This is a genomic window from Pantoea sp. Cr_R13, from assembly GCF_029222565.1.
GTDB lineage: Bacteria > Pseudomonadota > Gammaproteobacteria > Enterobacterales > Enterobacteriaceae > Pantoea > Pantoea eucalypti.
Genome location: NZ_JARHXL010000012.1, coordinates 23,695 through 38,056 on the forward strand (window position 1 = coordinate 23,695; position 14,362 = coordinate 38,056).

General features: G+C 55.7%; 14 protein-coding genes. 6 read left to right on the forward strand and 8 right to left on the reverse strand.

Annotation, left to right across the window (positions count from 1 at the left end):
* The first annotated feature begins 107 nt into the window (after nucleotides 1-107).
* Nucleotides 108-1,034 carry an HTH-type transcriptional regulator MetR gene (metR, locus tag P2R09_RS07455; protein WP_003854400.1) on the forward strand — a complete coding sequence of 309 codons (927 nt, stop codon included), beginning with the start codon at nucleotides 108-110 and terminating at the stop codon, nucleotides 1,032-1,034.
* An 83-nt stretch (nucleotides 1,035-1,117) separates the two neighbouring features.
* Nucleotides 1,118-1,597 (forward strand): DUF1456 family protein, encoded by a 480-nt coding sequence (locus P2R09_RS07460; RefSeq protein WP_003854397.1) that lies wholly within the window; start codon nucleotides 1,118-1,120, stop codon nucleotides 1,595-1,597.
* 402 nt (nucleotides 1,598-1,999) lie between these two features.
* Here P2R09_RS07460 and P2R09_RS07465 read toward each other — a convergent pair whose 3' ends face one another.
* Complete coding sequence (locus P2R09_RS07465) at nucleotides 2,000-2,860, reverse strand: carboxylate/amino acid/amine transporter (protein WP_003854395.1); 861 nt, start codon at nucleotides 2,858-2,860, stop codon at nucleotides 2,000-2,002.
* A gap of 375 nt (nucleotides 2,861-3,235) precedes the next feature.
* Here P2R09_RS07465 and glpT point away from each other — a divergent pair, with 375 nt between their 5' ends.
* A complete protein-coding gene (gene glpT / locus P2R09_RS07470) occupies nucleotides 3,236-4,576 on the forward strand; it encodes a glycerol-3-phosphate transporter (protein WP_003854394.1) in 1,341 nt (446 codons plus the stop codon).
* Between the two features lie 49 nt (nucleotides 4,577-4,625).
* On the opposite strand, the gene yigL is transcribed toward glpT, so the two are convergent.
* Together yigL and pldB are read right to left on the reverse strand one after the other, a co-directional pair.
* Nucleotides 4,626-5,426: a sugar/pyridoxal phosphate phosphatase YigL gene (yigL, locus tag P2R09_RS07475; RefSeq protein WP_275768505.1), complete on the reverse strand. Its 801-nt coding sequence runs from the start codon at nucleotides 5,424-5,426 to the stop codon at nucleotides 4,626-4,628.
* Nucleotides 5,427-5,478: 52 nt separating this feature from the next.
* Complete coding sequence (gene pldB, locus P2R09_RS07480) at nucleotides 5,479-6,471, reverse strand: lysophospholipase L2 (protein ID WP_275768507.1); 993 nt, start codon at nucleotides 6,469-6,471, stop codon at nucleotides 5,479-5,481.
* A 112-nt stretch (nucleotides 6,472-6,583) separates the two neighbouring features.
* Here pldB and rhtB point away from each other — a divergent pair, with 112 nt between their 5' ends.
* The gene (gene rhtB / locus P2R09_RS07485; RefSeq protein WP_039658609.1) at nucleotides 6,584-7,207 is read left to right on the forward strand and encodes a homoserine/homoserine lactone efflux protein; all 624 of its coding nucleotides are present in this window, start codon (nucleotides 6,584-6,586) and stop codon (nucleotides 7,205-7,207) included.
* 71 nt (nucleotides 7,208-7,278) lie between these two features.
* Here the strand turns inward: rhtB and P2R09_RS07490 are convergent, their stop codons facing one another.
* The 4 genes from P2R09_RS07490 to pldA form a co-directional block, all read right to left on the reverse strand.
* A complete protein-coding gene (locus P2R09_RS07490; protein ID WP_275768509.1) occupies nucleotides 7,279-8,088 on the reverse strand; it encodes a DUF1460 domain-containing protein in 810 nt (269 codons plus the stop codon).
* 221 nt (nucleotides 8,089-8,309) lie between these two features.
* Entirely contained in the window at nucleotides 8,310-8,933 is a 624-nt protein-coding gene (gene rhtC, locus P2R09_RS07495) for a threonine export protein RhtC (protein ID WP_008926442.1), read from the reverse strand.
* Nucleotides 8,934-8,945: 12 nt separating this feature from the next.
* Nucleotides 8,946-10,775: an ATP-dependent DNA helicase RecQ gene (gene recQ / locus P2R09_RS07500; RefSeq protein WP_003854379.1), complete on the reverse strand. Its 1,830-nt coding sequence runs from the start codon at nucleotides 10,773-10,775 to the stop codon at nucleotides 8,946-8,948.
* Nucleotides 10,776-10,799: 24 nt separating this feature from the next.
* Nucleotides 10,800-11,678, reverse strand: coding sequence for a phospholipase A (gene pldA, locus P2R09_RS07505; RefSeq protein ID WP_105100011.1), 879 nt, complete (start codon nucleotides 11,676-11,678; stop codon nucleotides 10,800-10,802).
* Nucleotides 11,679-11,872: 194 nt separating this feature from the next.
* On the opposite strand from pldA, the gene P2R09_RS07510 reads away from it, so the two are divergent.
* Together P2R09_RS07510 and rarD are read left to right on the forward strand one after the other, a co-directional pair.
* Nucleotides 11,873-12,343 carry a thioesterase family protein gene (locus P2R09_RS07510; RefSeq protein ID WP_008926441.1) on the forward strand — a complete coding sequence of 157 codons (471 nt, stop codon included), beginning with the start codon at nucleotides 11,873-11,875 and terminating at the stop codon, nucleotides 12,341-12,343.
* 23 nt (nucleotides 12,344-12,366) lie between these two features.
* Nucleotides 12,367-13,266, forward strand: coding sequence for an EamA family transporter RarD (rarD, locus tag P2R09_RS07515; protein ID WP_275768515.1), 900 nt, complete (start codon nucleotides 12,367-12,369; stop codon nucleotides 13,264-13,266).
* Here the strand turns inward: rarD and P2R09_RS07520 are convergent.
* Entirely contained in the window at nucleotides 13,237-14,289 is a 1,053-nt protein-coding gene (locus P2R09_RS07520; protein WP_275768517.1) for an AbrB family transcriptional regulator, read from the reverse strand. The genes rarD and P2R09_RS07520 overlap by 30 nt on opposite strands.
* Nucleotides 14,290-14,362 lie beyond the last annotated feature (73 nt).

Here is a 14,362-nt window from a genome sequence, read left to right on the forward strand (position 1 = left end):
TGGGCAGCCAAAGATGTTTAGCCGTCCAGATGTTTACACTGCTATAATCTGCGGGTACTGTATGTCGCTCAAGCGCAATATGTTCATTTTCGATGTGAAGGACTCTCATGATCGAACTCAAGCACCTGCGGACGCTTCAGGCTCTGCGCAATACGGGATCGCTGGCGGCGGCGGCGGCCCAGCTTCATCAGACGCAATCGGCGTTATCTCATCAGTTCAGCGATCTGGAGCAGCGGCTGGGATTCCGCCTGTTCGTGCGTAAAAGTCAGCCGCTACGCTTTACGCCGCAGGGGGATATTCTGTTGCAGCTGGCTGAGCAGGTGCTGCCGCAGATTCAGCAGGCATTGCAGGCCTGTCATGAGCCGCATCAGACCACGCTGCGGGTGGCGATTGAGTGTCACAGCTGCATTCAGTGGCTGACTCCCGCTCTGGACAAGTTCCGCCAGAGCTGGCCGCAGGTGGTGATGGATTTCAAATCAGGCGTGACCTTTGATCCGCAGCCCGCTTTGCAACAGGGTGAGCTGGATGTGGTGCTGACCTCCGACATTCTGGCGCGCTCGGGCCTGTTCTACTCGCCGATGTTTGATTATGAAGTGCGGCTGGTACTGGCGACGGACCACCCGCTGGCGCAGGTTGAGCAGATTTCGCCAGAAGATTTGGCCGATGAAGTGTTAATGATCTATCCGGTTCAGCGTCAGCGTCTGGATATCTGGCGTCACTTCCTGCAGCCAGCGGGCGTGAGTCCGGCCCTGAAAAGTGTAGATAACACCCTGCTGATGATTCAGATGGTATCGGCGCGCATGGGGATTGCCGCCCTGCCGCACTGGGTGGTGGAGAGTTTTGAGAAGCAGGGTCTGGTCGTTACCCGCACGCTGGGCGATGGCCTCTGGAGCCGTCTTTATGCCGCCGTGCGCGAAGGCGAGCAGCGTCAGCCTGTGCTGGAGGCCTTTATCCGCTTTGCCCGTCAGCACGCCTGCGAGCATCTGCCATTTGTGCGCGACGCCGCGCTGCCCGGTGCAGTATTACAGCGGTAATCCGGCGGGCACAAACCTGCGCGAACGCAGTCGAAATCCCCTATAATGCGCAGCCTGTCGACTGAACATGAGAAGATCTCACCATGACTAACAATGATATTCTGCGCAGCGTGCGCTACATGCTCAATCTGAGCGATGCCAAAATGGTGGAGATTTTTGCGCTGGCGCAATGTGACGTGCCGGTAGCGGATATTCAGGCGTGGCTGAAAAAAGATGACGATGCCGCGTTTCGTCCCTGCCCGGATGTGCTGATGGGTTATTTTCTGAATGGCCTGATCTTTTACCGTCGTGGCAAAAGCGAAGATGCACCCGCGCCGTCAATAGAACGCAAGATGACTAACAATATCTTCATGAGAAAGTTGCGCATCGCTTTTGATCTGAAGACCACCGACATTCCTGATGTCCTGAAGCGCGTGAATTTTACTGTTTCACAGGCTGAGATTGGTGCAATTTTCCGCAAACCGGATCATAAGAACTACCGCGAATGCGGTGACCAGATTCTGCGGAACTTCCTGAAAGGGCTGGCGATGATTCAGCGCCCTAAGAGTGAGAAGCCAGCTTAAGTTCTGTTGCTGAGCGCTTCGGGGTACCTGCACGGTCAGAAGTCGCGCATCTGACCGCAAATAAAGCCTGCATCCATGCAGCACGGCCTCGCCAACCCTTTCCCGGACGCTTTTCCTCAACTGCGCGACCTCTTCTCTGAAGCTTCTACATGGCTTTTAAAATGGCAGCGCCTGGCTGACACGAATGAGGGAACGCGGGTCACAGAGTAAAGCGTCCGTCGCAGGGATGCGACGGCCGAGGCTACAGGGACGTATTTACGCCGTCTTTACGGAGCTGACCCGCTTTCCCGAGTGGAACGCACGAAATCCACCGCAGGGATGTGAGATTCCTTCGCGATCGGACACGCCAGCCCGGGAGGCCGCAGTCCGGCTACAGCAACGGTTTGTCCCAGCACCCAATGATTACCGGTCACTACGCCCCACCACCCAGCGCTTATGCACCCACAGCGAGGCGAGGATCACCAGCGCGCCCGCAATAAAGCTCGGCCAGTGCGGCTTCTCCTGCCAGATAGCCAGATTCACCAGCAGCCCGGCGGGAACGTGCATGTTGTTCATAATGCCCAGCGTACCGGCATCAACCTGCGTCGCACCGTAATTCCACATAAAATAGCCGAGACCGGAAGCTGCAACCCCCAGCCAGACAAGAATGCCCCACTGCAATGAAGTCGTCGGCAACTTCTGCGGGTTACCCCAGGCACACCAGGCGATCACCGCAATCAACACTGCCCCCAGATAGAACCAGGAGAAAGCAGTATGCTGCGGCATGGGTCGGGTCTCCTGCAGACGCTTATAACCTACCATTCCCGCCGCAAAGCAGATGTTTGCCAGCTGCACCAACAGCAGACCAAACCAGAAATGATCGCTGACTTTGTCATAGCGAATAATGGCCGCGCCTGCCACCGCCAGCAACGCACTGAAGATATAGCCGATGCGCAGCGGACGACGGCTGATCAAATCATAAATCAGCGTCACGTAGAGCGGGGTCATCACCGTAAACAGCAGGAACTCCGACACGCTCAGGTAGAGATAGGCTTCGAAGCTCAGCAGATACATTACGCCCAGCTGCAACATCCCTACCAGCATATAAAGCAGCAATGTCGAAGGGCGATGGCCGCGCCAGCGCAGGAAAGGGAGAAACACCAGCGCAGCAAGCGCCAGACGCATAAGCACTGAGAACCAGCTGTCTACCTGACCGGCAAGATACTCGCCAATCAGGCTGAACGAAAAGGCCCACAGAATGGTGGTAATAATCAATAAAAACACGGTGACGATCCCGAAATAAACAGGCCGTCAGTGTAAACAATGTGCAGCCGTCAGGCTGTTAAATCTGGTTGACATCTGATTACTAACCAGGCGATTGAAGTGCCTGAAAAATGGCTTGTTTACACTTACTGACATAAGCAGTGCCGGAATGGGTTTTATGCCAGATAAAATGCGCGAAATGATCCATCGGATGATCATATTCGCTCTCAACTGTAATAAAACTGTAACAAATGTGTCACTCATCACAGTAACGTTGCGCAACTACCACTATTCTTTGCGCGAAATGGAACATCCTTTGTCCATTTTTTTCTGCTCTTTTCCTGCCCCAACCTGCTGGGAATAAAAAACCATAATGTGCCCTGGAGGGCCTCACTAATGCTGAGCATTTTTAAACCTGCACCACGTCAGCCGCAGGTGGCGGAGGATCATGTTGATCCGCTCTACCGTCGCCTGCGCTGGCAAATTTTCATCGGGATCTTCTTTGGTTATGCGGCCTACTATCTGGTCAGAAAAAACTTCGCACTCGCCATGCCCTATCTGGTGGAGCAGGGTTTTTCACGTGGCGATCTCGGTTTTGCCTTATCCGGCATCTCCATTGCCTACGGCTTTTCAAAATTCATCATGGGCTCGGTCTCTGACCGATCAAATCCGCGCGTCTTCTTACCGGCTGGTCTGATTCTGGCCGCGGCGGTGATGCTGATTATGGGATTCGTTCCCTGGGCGACCTCCAGCATCATGGTGATGTTCGTACTGCTGTTTGTCTGCGGGTGGTTCCAGGGCATGGGCTGGCCGCCCTGTGGCCGCACCATGGTTCACTGGTGGTCGCAGAAAGAGCGCGGCAGGATTGTCTCGGTCTGGAACTGTGCGCATAACGTAGGCGGCGGTATTCCACCTCTGCTGTTCCTGCTCGGTATGGCGTGGTTCAACGACTGGAAAGCGGCACTCTACATGCCGGCGTTTGGCGCAATTGCTATTGCGATTCTGGCCTTTGCGCTGATGCGCGACACCCCACAATCCTGCGGTCTGCCGCCGATTGAAGAGTACAAAAACGACTATCCGCCTGATTACGATGCCAGCCACGAAGAGGAGCTGACAGCAAAACAGATCTTCATGAAGTATGTGCTGCCAAACAAATTGCTGTGGTACATCGCACTGGCCAACGTCTTTGTTTATCTGCTGCGCTACGGCATTCTCGACTGGTCGCCGACCTATCTGCGCGAAGTAAAACACTTCACGCTGGATAAATCGTCGTGGGCCTACTTCCTGTATGAATATGCGGGGATTCCGGGCACGCTGCTCTGCGGCTGGATGTCGGACAAAGTGTTCCGCGGCAATCGCGGTGCAACCGGGGTGTTCTTTATGACGCTGGTGACCATCGCGACTGTGATCTACTGGCTCAACCCGGCGGGTAATCCTGGCGTCGACATGGCCTGCATGATCGTGATTGGCTTCCTGATCTACGGCCCGGTGATGCTGATTGGTCTGCACGCGCTGGAACTGGCACCGAAAAAAGCGGCGGGAACGGCAGCGGGCTTCACCGGCCTGTTCGGCTATCTGGGCGGATCGGTTGCGGCCAGCGCCATTGTCGGTTACACCGTCGATTATTTCGGCTGGGACGGCGGCTTCATGGTGATGATTGCGGGCTGTGTGCTGGCGGTTATTCTGCTCTTACTGACCATGGTCAGCGAACACAAACACAAAAAAACCCTCGCCTGACGGCCATAAAAACAGGGCCGGTTATCCGGCCCTGTTTTACGCTGACGGCTTAAGCCAGATAGAGCGTACGAAGCATCTGCGGCACCGCATCATCGGCATTCGACCCAATCACATCCAGCGCTGGCAGCGTATCTTTCAACCGCTGATGGGCGTTCTGCATGATAAAGCCTTTACCTGCCATACTCAGCATCTCCACATCATTCATGCCGTCGCCAAAAGCGATACAGCTTTTCAGCGTGTGGCCCAGTGTCTTCGCGACCGCCTCCAGCGCATGCCCTTTCGACACGCCGCCCGCCATCACTTCCAGACAGGTTGGCAGCGAGAAACTGACATTAACCCGGTCGCCCCAGCGCGCTTCAATCGCCTGCTCCATCGGAATCAGATGCTCAGGATTTTCGCAGGTGAAGAAAACCTTGCTGATGTTATCAGTAGGCAGCAGCCCCGGCTCATAGACCTGATAGTTGAAGACGGACTCGCGGAAATAGTCCTGCTCCGCCGGGCTTGAACGGCTGACAAACCACTCATCGTCGCGGTAAACGTGCGTCAGAATATCGCTGTGATGATACTGCAGACCAAACAGATCGCTGGCGATGTCCTCATCCAGATTATGACTGAACACCAGTTCGCCCTCTGCGTTGTGCACGCGCGCGCCGTTTGAGGTGATCATATAGGCAGGAATGGCCAGGCTGTCGCGCATCTGTCCGACATCAATATGATGACGGCCAGTGGCGAACACAAAGTGAATATCTTTCGCGACCAGCTGCTGCAGTGTTTCACGCGCAAAAGGGGTCAGACGATGTTCGGGAGAAAGCAGCGTGCCATCCAGATCGGATGCAACGATGTGATACATGAAAACCTCGGGTATCTGGTTCTGCCGGTTTAAACCGGTCGGATAAAAAACGTCAGTGGTGCGATGAAAAAAAGTCGACCACTGCATTGAGTGCTTCGGCACGCATCTCATCCTTTTCAAACAGGATCTCATGACGTGCACCCTCGATCACCCGTGGCTTATTGCCCTCACACGGATGACCCGCCGCGGCCATTGCGGCACAGAACAGGTCCTGTGAACGATTGTCGACCACCCGATCGTCGCTGGCCTGTAACAGCAGCAGCGGCGTGGTGATCTTATCGACCTGACTGATAATATTGCGACCGGCATGGATGCCTTCACGCACCCAGTGGTAGGTTGGCCCGCCGACGCGAATTGCCGGATCGTCCGCATAAAATCGCAGGTTACGCCGGTAACGCTCCGTGCTGTGCGTCAGCCGGTTAATGCCAAACGGGTGCGCGCGCCAGCGTCCGGTGCCGAGCGCATAGCCATCGCGCATAGCCGGACGTTTCTCCGCCCAGTCAAGAAGCCGGTGGGCCAGAAATGAGGGCAGCGGCAACGCGATGCCAAACATCGGTGCCACTAACGCTGCCGCATGAAACGCCTGCGGCTGACGCGCCAGAAACAGCGTCAGGATTGCGCCACCCATCGAGTGAGCCAGCGCATAGCGCTGCTGATAGTGACCGCTGACAATCTCTTTAAGATAGAGCGTTTCAAGATCGTCGACGTAATGGGTAAATTCTGCCACGTGACCGCGGTGTGAATCTTCCAGCAGGCGATCGGATCGTCCCTGACCGCGATGGTCCAGGATCACCACATCAAATCCGCAGTGAAACAGATCGTACGCCAGCTCAGGATATTTTATGTAACTCTCGATGCGTCCCGGCACAATCAGGATCACACGCTTATGTTGCGGCGATGTGAAGCGGACATAGCGCAGTGTCAGATTTCCTACGCCGGTAAACTCCAGCTCTTCACGACTGTGCCAGAAATCGAGCAGCGGCCCGGTGGCGAAGGCAGCAAAGGCTTTTTCACGTCGCAGCCAACTGGCTTTGTGTTGATTCATTCGCCCTCCTGATGACCGGATACTGAGTCATGAATGCCATGCGCAGGCCGTAGCGTCGCGCTTATTTCTGGCGTATTGTGTCACAATTCCGTTACTAAAGAGAGCCTGACCCATGACCATCGAATGGTGGCTGACCTATCTGCTTACCACCACAATTCTCAGCCTGTCGCCTGGCTCCGGGGCAATCAACACCATGAGTACCGGTATCAGCCATGGCTACCGCGGCACGGTGGCCTCGATCTCCGGTTTGCAGGTCGGACTCATGCTGCACATCGTGCTGGTCGGTATCGGACTGGGCGCGCTGTTTTCACAGTCGTTGCTGGCGTTTGAAATTCTGAAATGGGCCGGTGCAGCCTATCTGGTCTGGCTGGGTATCCAGCAGTGGCGCTCAGCAGGTGGCATCGATCTGGATGCTGTCGCCAAAGCGATGCCACGTCGTCGCCTTTTCAAACGCGCCGTGCTGGTTAACCTGACCAACCCGAAAAGTATCGTTTTTCTTGCTGCACTCTTTCCGCAATTTATCCAGCCACATCAGCCGCTGTTTATGCAGTATCTGGTGCTGGGTGTCACCACCGTGGTGGTCGATATCATCGTGATGATTGGCTATGCCACGCTGGCCACACGCATTGCTGGCTGGATTAAAGGGCCAAAGCAGATGAAGTTGATGAACCGCATTTTCGGTGGTCTGTTTATGGCGGTGGGCGCGCTGCTGGCCAGCGCCAGAAAGATCGCGTAAGGCCTTACGCGCCGACACGCTGAGGTCGGCGCGAACCTGCTCTGCATCACATTCTCTCTTTCCTGGCACCACTACGATGCGGTCAATGGCACCGCACGCAATACAATGATGCCCGGTTTTGATCGCATATACTCCCTGAATGGCGTATCGACCACTTTGCGATTAATCGCCAGCGAAGAGGCGTTCCTGAACCACAACCGTCCATCATGCCAGACGGCAATCCCGACGTGCGACACATCCAGCCCCTGAGCGTTGGTATAAACGCCAATGTAATCGCCGGTCTGAATCTGCTTCAGTACCTGCGATGTGATCGCGCGGGCTGGGATGTAAGTTATGCGTCGGGGAACCACACCCAGCCCGGGCAGCCTTTCTTTTCCGCTGACCTCACGATTCAGTTGCTTCACCACCGTCACCGCATCCGGGCTGAGTGTGCGGGTTATGTCAGTGGCATTACGCGGGCTTTCAGCGAACCAGTCGGAAAAAAAGTGACGCCGTTTCAGGTAGCTGACTTCTCCACCCGCGTAACGGGTGCGAACCAGGTTAGCCTCAAAGCTGGCGCGATCCTGACTGCGGCTTAGCGCCTGAACGTAATCAAGCAGCGTGAAACAATCCACTCCGTTGAAATTGATCACCAGCGCTTCTGGCGTTTCGGGTGAGCCGATCAGCGTATCCGGCTGATAAGGCGTACCGAGAAACGCAGCGGAGATCTGGTTAATTCTTTCGCCCTGCTGCTGCTCAGACACCGGAGGCAACTGCGCCAGGATGGCCGATACCCTGTCTCTCTTCACCTGGTCAGGAACGCGATAATGGGCAGCCTCAGGCGCGGCGCAGGCGCTGATGCAGAACGCGATTAACAACACTAACAGGGGTTTTGTGGTCATTATCATCTCCATGAAAACAGAGTCCGTCGATACGACCATAACGGAGGTGAAGGTTTCATTAATCAAAGAAGGGTGACGATTTATACGCGGTTGTAACAGTGGGGCGTTAACAGGTGCAGTTTGTGACAGTCGTCACACACGTAAAGTTCAGAGAGATACCACAGGCAGTGAAGTTTTGCCGGATGCGCAATGCGCTCTCCGGCATAAGACGATAGCAGCGCTTAACGTGAAATAATCAGGTGGATACCAAAACCGGCAAACAGGACGCCTGCCATGCCATCGACCCACTTTGCCAGGCGCTGATATTTTGCGCGGATCCACGGTAGCGCAAAGATAGCCGCGACCAGGGCAAACCAGGCAAAGGTTTCACCGATGATCAACAGGAACAGACCCCAGCGCTCTGCCGAACCCACATCATCACCGACGAACAGCGAGAAGACGCTACCGAAGTAAATAATCGCTTTAGGATTCGACAGGTTCGTCAGCAGGCCTTTGAGAAAGCTCATTCCGCGTTTCGGCAGCTCAACTACGGGCTCATCCTGCTGCGGCTGTTTGTGTCGCTGACGTGCCGAACACATCAGCTGCCAGCCCATCCACAACAGATAGAGTCCACCACCGACCATGATGATCTGATGCAGCCACGCCATTTTTTCCAGGATCAGGTGCAGTCCCATCAGCGCCACGCCCGCCCAGACAACGATACCCAGCGTAATACCCAGTACCCCCATCATCGCCTCTTTACGCGAGCGGCTGGCGGCGGTTTGCGATACGAAAAAGAAATCAGGGCCGGGGCTCATCAATGCCACCAGATGAACCAGCGCAACCGTTGCGAATAACATCAGCATAATCAGTGTCCTTTATTCTTCATCATCAAGATGCTCTTTGATCATCACCAGGAAAGGTTTGCCAAAGCGCTCCAGTTTGCGGTGGCCCACGCCGTTGACGCTGAGCATCTCCGACGCGCTGACCGGCATCTGTTCTGCCATCTCTATCAGTGTGGCGTCATTGAACACCACATAGGGCGGAATATTCTCTTCGTCGGCGATCGCTTTTCGCAGCTTACGCAGCTTGGCGAACAGCTTGCGGTCGTAATTGCCACCGAGAAACTTCGCCGGACTGCTGCTTTTTGTTTTCGCAGTAATCAATCGCGGCACTGCCAGCATCAAAGGCACTTCACCGCGCAGCACCGGGCGCGCTGCTTCGGTCAACTGTAACGCCGAATGCATAGCGATATTCTGCGTCACCAGCCCCAGATGGATTAACTGACGTAACACACTGACCCAGTGTTCGTGGCTCTGGTCTTTGCCCAGCCCATAAACCGGCAGTTTGTCATGACCCTGTTCACGAATACGCTGATTATTAGACCCGCGCAGCACCTCAACGATATAGCCCATGCCAAAACGCTGACCAACACGGTAGATACCGGAAAGTGCTTTTTGCGCTTCAACCAGACCGTCATAGCGTTTAGGCGGATCGAGACAGATATCGCAGTTGCCGCATGGCTGCTGGCGACCCTCGCCAAAATAGTTCAGCAGCACCAGACGGCGGCAGGTCTGCGCTTCCGCAAACGCGCCCATCGCATTGAGCTTGTGGCGTTCAATATCCTGCAGCGGCCCTGGCACTTTCTCTTCGAGGCATTTACGCAACCAGGCCATATCGGCCGGATCGTAGAGCATCATCGCTTCAGCGGGCAGACCATCACGTCCGGCCCGGCCGGTTTCCTGATAATAGGACTCAATATTACGCGGAATATCGAAGTGGACGACAAAACGGACGTTGGGTTTGTTGATACCCATGCCAAAGGCCACCGTCGCCACCACGATTTGCAGATCGTCACGTTGAAACGCTTCCTGCACCCGGCCACGCTGTTCGCTGTCGATTCCGGCATGATAGGCGCCCACGCTGAATCCGCGGCTTTGCAGACGCGCGGCGGTGTCTTCCACCTTTGCCCGGCTGTTGCAGTAGATAATGCCGCACTTACCGCGCTGATCCTGAACGTAGCGCAGCAGCTGATCGGTGGGTTTAAATTTCTCTACCAGCGTGTAACGGATATTGGGACGGTCAAAGCTGCTGATCTGGATCAGCGGATCCTGCATGTGCAGCAGGTTAACGATGTCATTGCGGGTGGTTTCATCCGCCGTCGCGGTCAGTGCCATCACCGGTAATTCCGGGAAGCGCTGACGCATCTTTCCGAGTGCGCCATATTCCGGACGGAAATCGTGGCCCCACTGGGAAATGCAGTGCGCTTCGTCCACTGCCAGCATCGCGGGCTGCCAGTGCGCCAGACTTTCCAGGAAGTTATCCATCATCAGGCGTTCGGGAGCGATATAAAGTAGCTTAACCCGACCGGTACGGCAGTCTGCCATCACCGTCTGCTGCTGATCGCGCGTCATGGTGGAGTTGAGATACGCCGCCGCCACGCCATTCGCCAGCAGCTGATCGACCTGATCTTTCATCAGAGAGATCAGCGGCGACACCACCAGCGTCAGTCCCTCGCGCACCAGCGCCGGAATCTGATAACAAAGCGATTTCCCCCCGCCAGTGGGCATCACCACCAGGCAATCGCGCCCGCTTAGCGCCTGATGAATGATCGTCTGCTGACCGGGACGAAAATGCTGATAGCCGAAGGTATCCTGCAATACCTGCTGCGCCAGCGCTTCCTGATTGAGAACTGCCGAGGTTGCCACGCGATTCCTGTCTTACGTTTGGGATTAGAACAAGTCGTTAAGCGTTACACCCACACCCAGACGCGTCTGGCGATGGTTGTAATCGATCAGTGATTCACCGTAACCGCTAAATACCTGAGTATAGAAGCGAACGTGTTCAGTGATAGGGTAGCTCCAGCCCATTGTCGCGCCGCCATAACCGCTGTTCCAGTTATAGTTGCCCTCGACGCTGAAAATACTGTCGCCTAGCCGGTAGCCCACTTTGGCACGGTAATAACCCATATATTTGGTGATATCAGGATTATCATCGCTGCTCTCCCCTTCCGGGATGCGATACCAGGGTTTGATTTCCGCCAGGAAGTTACCGTTCTCCGCCATCAGACGCGCATAAACACGGTTCCAGCTGCGCGAAGTCGGATCGCTTCGTCCATTGGACTGATGATTCAGACCCACTTCAACATCCCGTAAGGTCCAGCCCGCCAGTGAATAGTCGGTTGCCCAGCCGAGGAAGATCTGGGGTTCATAGTTGGTTTCGCGGAATGGCGAAGACTCCGCGCTATTCGACAGCTGCCACCAGGAACGCTGGGTGTAAGAGGCCGCCAGGACGGAGTTGTCGCCCAGAATACCGCGCCATAACGGAAACGCCAGACTGAGCTGGAATTTCACTTCATCTTTACGGGCATTTTCTCCCCAGTTATAGGATGAGATCGCCTCTTTATTCAGATCGCTGGTATAGGTGTAGAGCAGATAGTTGTTCTCGTAAGGATAGAGAACAAACGGGTTGTCGTGCTTCTCCAGCAGGTTAGCAATAATGCTGCCCTGAACCTGTGGCGCGTCATGAACCTCTTTAATCTGGGCTTCATCCGCCTGCGCCAGCGCAGGAAATATCAACATTGCCGCCAGCAAGGCGCGATGCTTACGCATAGAATTCTCCGGTGAGCAACTGCGTATCAGAATAACTGAAAGGGTGTCGTAAAAAGCAGGCCATTCTACACGCAAATGGCAGTGAGCATGAGTGCTGATTTCTTAAACTGGAAACACCCTCGCAGGCGTCATAGAATACACAACTCATTAACGTTCCGCGCCCCTCTGGCCCGATTTTTTCAGGACACATCATCATGTCATCACCCGTGCTGACACAGCAGGACGCTCGCAAGCTGGTCGGCGAAATTTTCGTTTATCACATGCCGTTTAATCAGGCGCTGGGCCTGGAGCTGCTGCGCCTTGACGCAGACTACGCAGAGATCAGTTTCAATAACAAAACCATGCTGGTAGGTAATCAGGCACAGCAGATCCTGCACGGCGGTGTTATCGCGTCCGTCCTCGATGTCGCTGCGGGCATGGTGTGCGTCAGTAATGCGCTAACCCGTCAGGAGAGCATCACTGAAGAGGAGCTGCGCCAGCGTCTGTCGCGCATGGGTACCATTGATATGCGCGTCGACTATTTACGTCCCGGACGCGGTGAACGCTTCATCGCCACCAGCAGCCTGCTGCGTGCCGGTAACAAAGTCGGTGTGGCTCGGGTGGAGCTGCACAATCAACAGGGCGACTACATCGCTACGGCGACTGCCACCTATCTTATCGGCTAACCACGCCACTGAATGGATCGCATATGGATACGCAACAAACTCGTCAGGGTGTTGGCTTTGCTCTGGGCGCTTACTTTATCTGGGGCATTGCGCCCGCTTATTTCAAGCTGGTGAAACAGGTTCCCGCCACAGAAATCATGACGCACCGGGTTATCTGGTCTGCGCTCTTTATGCTGTTGCTGATTACCCTGAGCCGTAGCTGGCCCGGTGTACGCAGCGTATTGCGCCAGCCCCGAAAAGTGCTGATGCTGGCGCTGACGGCAGTGACGATCGGCGGCAACTGGCTGCTGTTCATCTGGGCGGTCAACAATCAGCATATGCTGGAAGCCAGCCTCGGTTACTTTATTAACCCGCTGATTAACGTGGTGTTCGGCATGCTATTTCTGCGCGAACGCTTTCGTCGCCTGCAGTGGCTGGCCGTACTGCTGGCAGCGGTCGGCGTGCTGGTGCAGCTGTGGCAGTTTGGATCGTTACCGATTATCGCGCTGGGTCTGGCGCTGAGCTTTGCCCTGTACGGTCTTTTGCGCAAAAAAATTCAGGTCGATGCGCAGAGCGGTATGCTGATTGAAACCCTGTGGCTGTTCCCCCTGGCGGCGATTTACCTGTTTGGCTTTGCCGACAGCGCCACCAGCCATTTATCGGCTAACCCGCTGAGCCTCAACCTGAAGCTGATTGCGGCCGGCATTGTCACCACCATTCCACTGATGCTGTTTGCGGCGGCCTGCAGTCGACTGCGACTCTCCACCGTGGGCTTCTTCCAGTACCTCGGCCCGACGCTGATGTTTGTCCTGGCGGTGGTGTTTTACGGTGAAACCATCACGCCAGACAAGCTGGTGACCTTTACCTTCATCTGGTTAGCGCTGCTGGTGTTTGTCTGCGATGCGGTGGCGTTTTCATTCCGTTCCCGTGCGCGCGTAGCGTGAAATAAAGCGCGCTAAAGCCGGGCCGGTCAGCAGGATGGTAAAGAGACGCAACGTCTGCATCGCCATCACAAACGCCATGTTGACCTGCGTGCCTGCAGCAATAATCGCCACCGTGTCCAGTCCGCCAGGACTGGTGGCGAGATAGGCCGTCATCAGATCGATATCCAGCATGTGCGTCAGCATCCACGCCAGCCCGCCACACAACAACATTAACCCGAAGATCGAGGCCAGCATTTGCGGCAGCGTGCGCAGTGCCAGCAGAAAAATCGGGCGGGTGAAACGCAGTCCCACGCTCCAGCCAATCAGCGCATAGGCCACGGCCAGCAACCATTCCGGCACCTGTAATATCGCGATATGACTGCTGTTCAGTGACGCACCCGCCAGTGCAGGCAGCAGCAAGGCGCCAGAAGGAATGCGCAGGCGTGTGCCCAGCCATGCGCCCAGCAGCATGACGCCCAGGGTAATGGCAAAACCGTGATTCAGCGCCGGAAACCAGACCAGCGACACGCTGTGTGCTTCATCGCCCAGCCCGATGCGCGCCACCAGCGCGGCCGCCGAGGCGACAAACAGCACCCGCAGATACTGCATAAACGCCACCAGCCTGACGTCAGCGCCAAAGTCTCCCGCCATCGCCACCATGGCCGATGCTCCCCCCGGCGACGATCCCCATGCGCCGGTCGGGCCAGGCAGGTGACTGAAGCGCACCAGCAGAAAACCGGACAAGCCACTGGCCGCCAGCGTCAGCAACAGCACCGCCAGTACGATCGGCCAGTCCTGAATCAGCGGTGTCAGAATCGAAGGTGACAGGCTTTGCGCAATCATGCAGCCCAGAACGGCCTGAGCAACCAGGAAGAACCGTTTATCAATGCGCAGCGTGGCACCTGATAGCCCCATCACCACGCCCACAATCATCGGTCCCAGTAACAGCGCGGCAGGCACATGAAAATAGTGCAGCACCGCACCCAGCAACACTGAGACCAGCAACAGCAGCGTCCACTGCGCGCGCAACGAAAAAGCGTCCATAAGAAGTTAATTATTTGTAAAAACAGGAGGGTCAGAGTACGCAGAAACGGGGATGAGAGCCAGCAAAACGGGC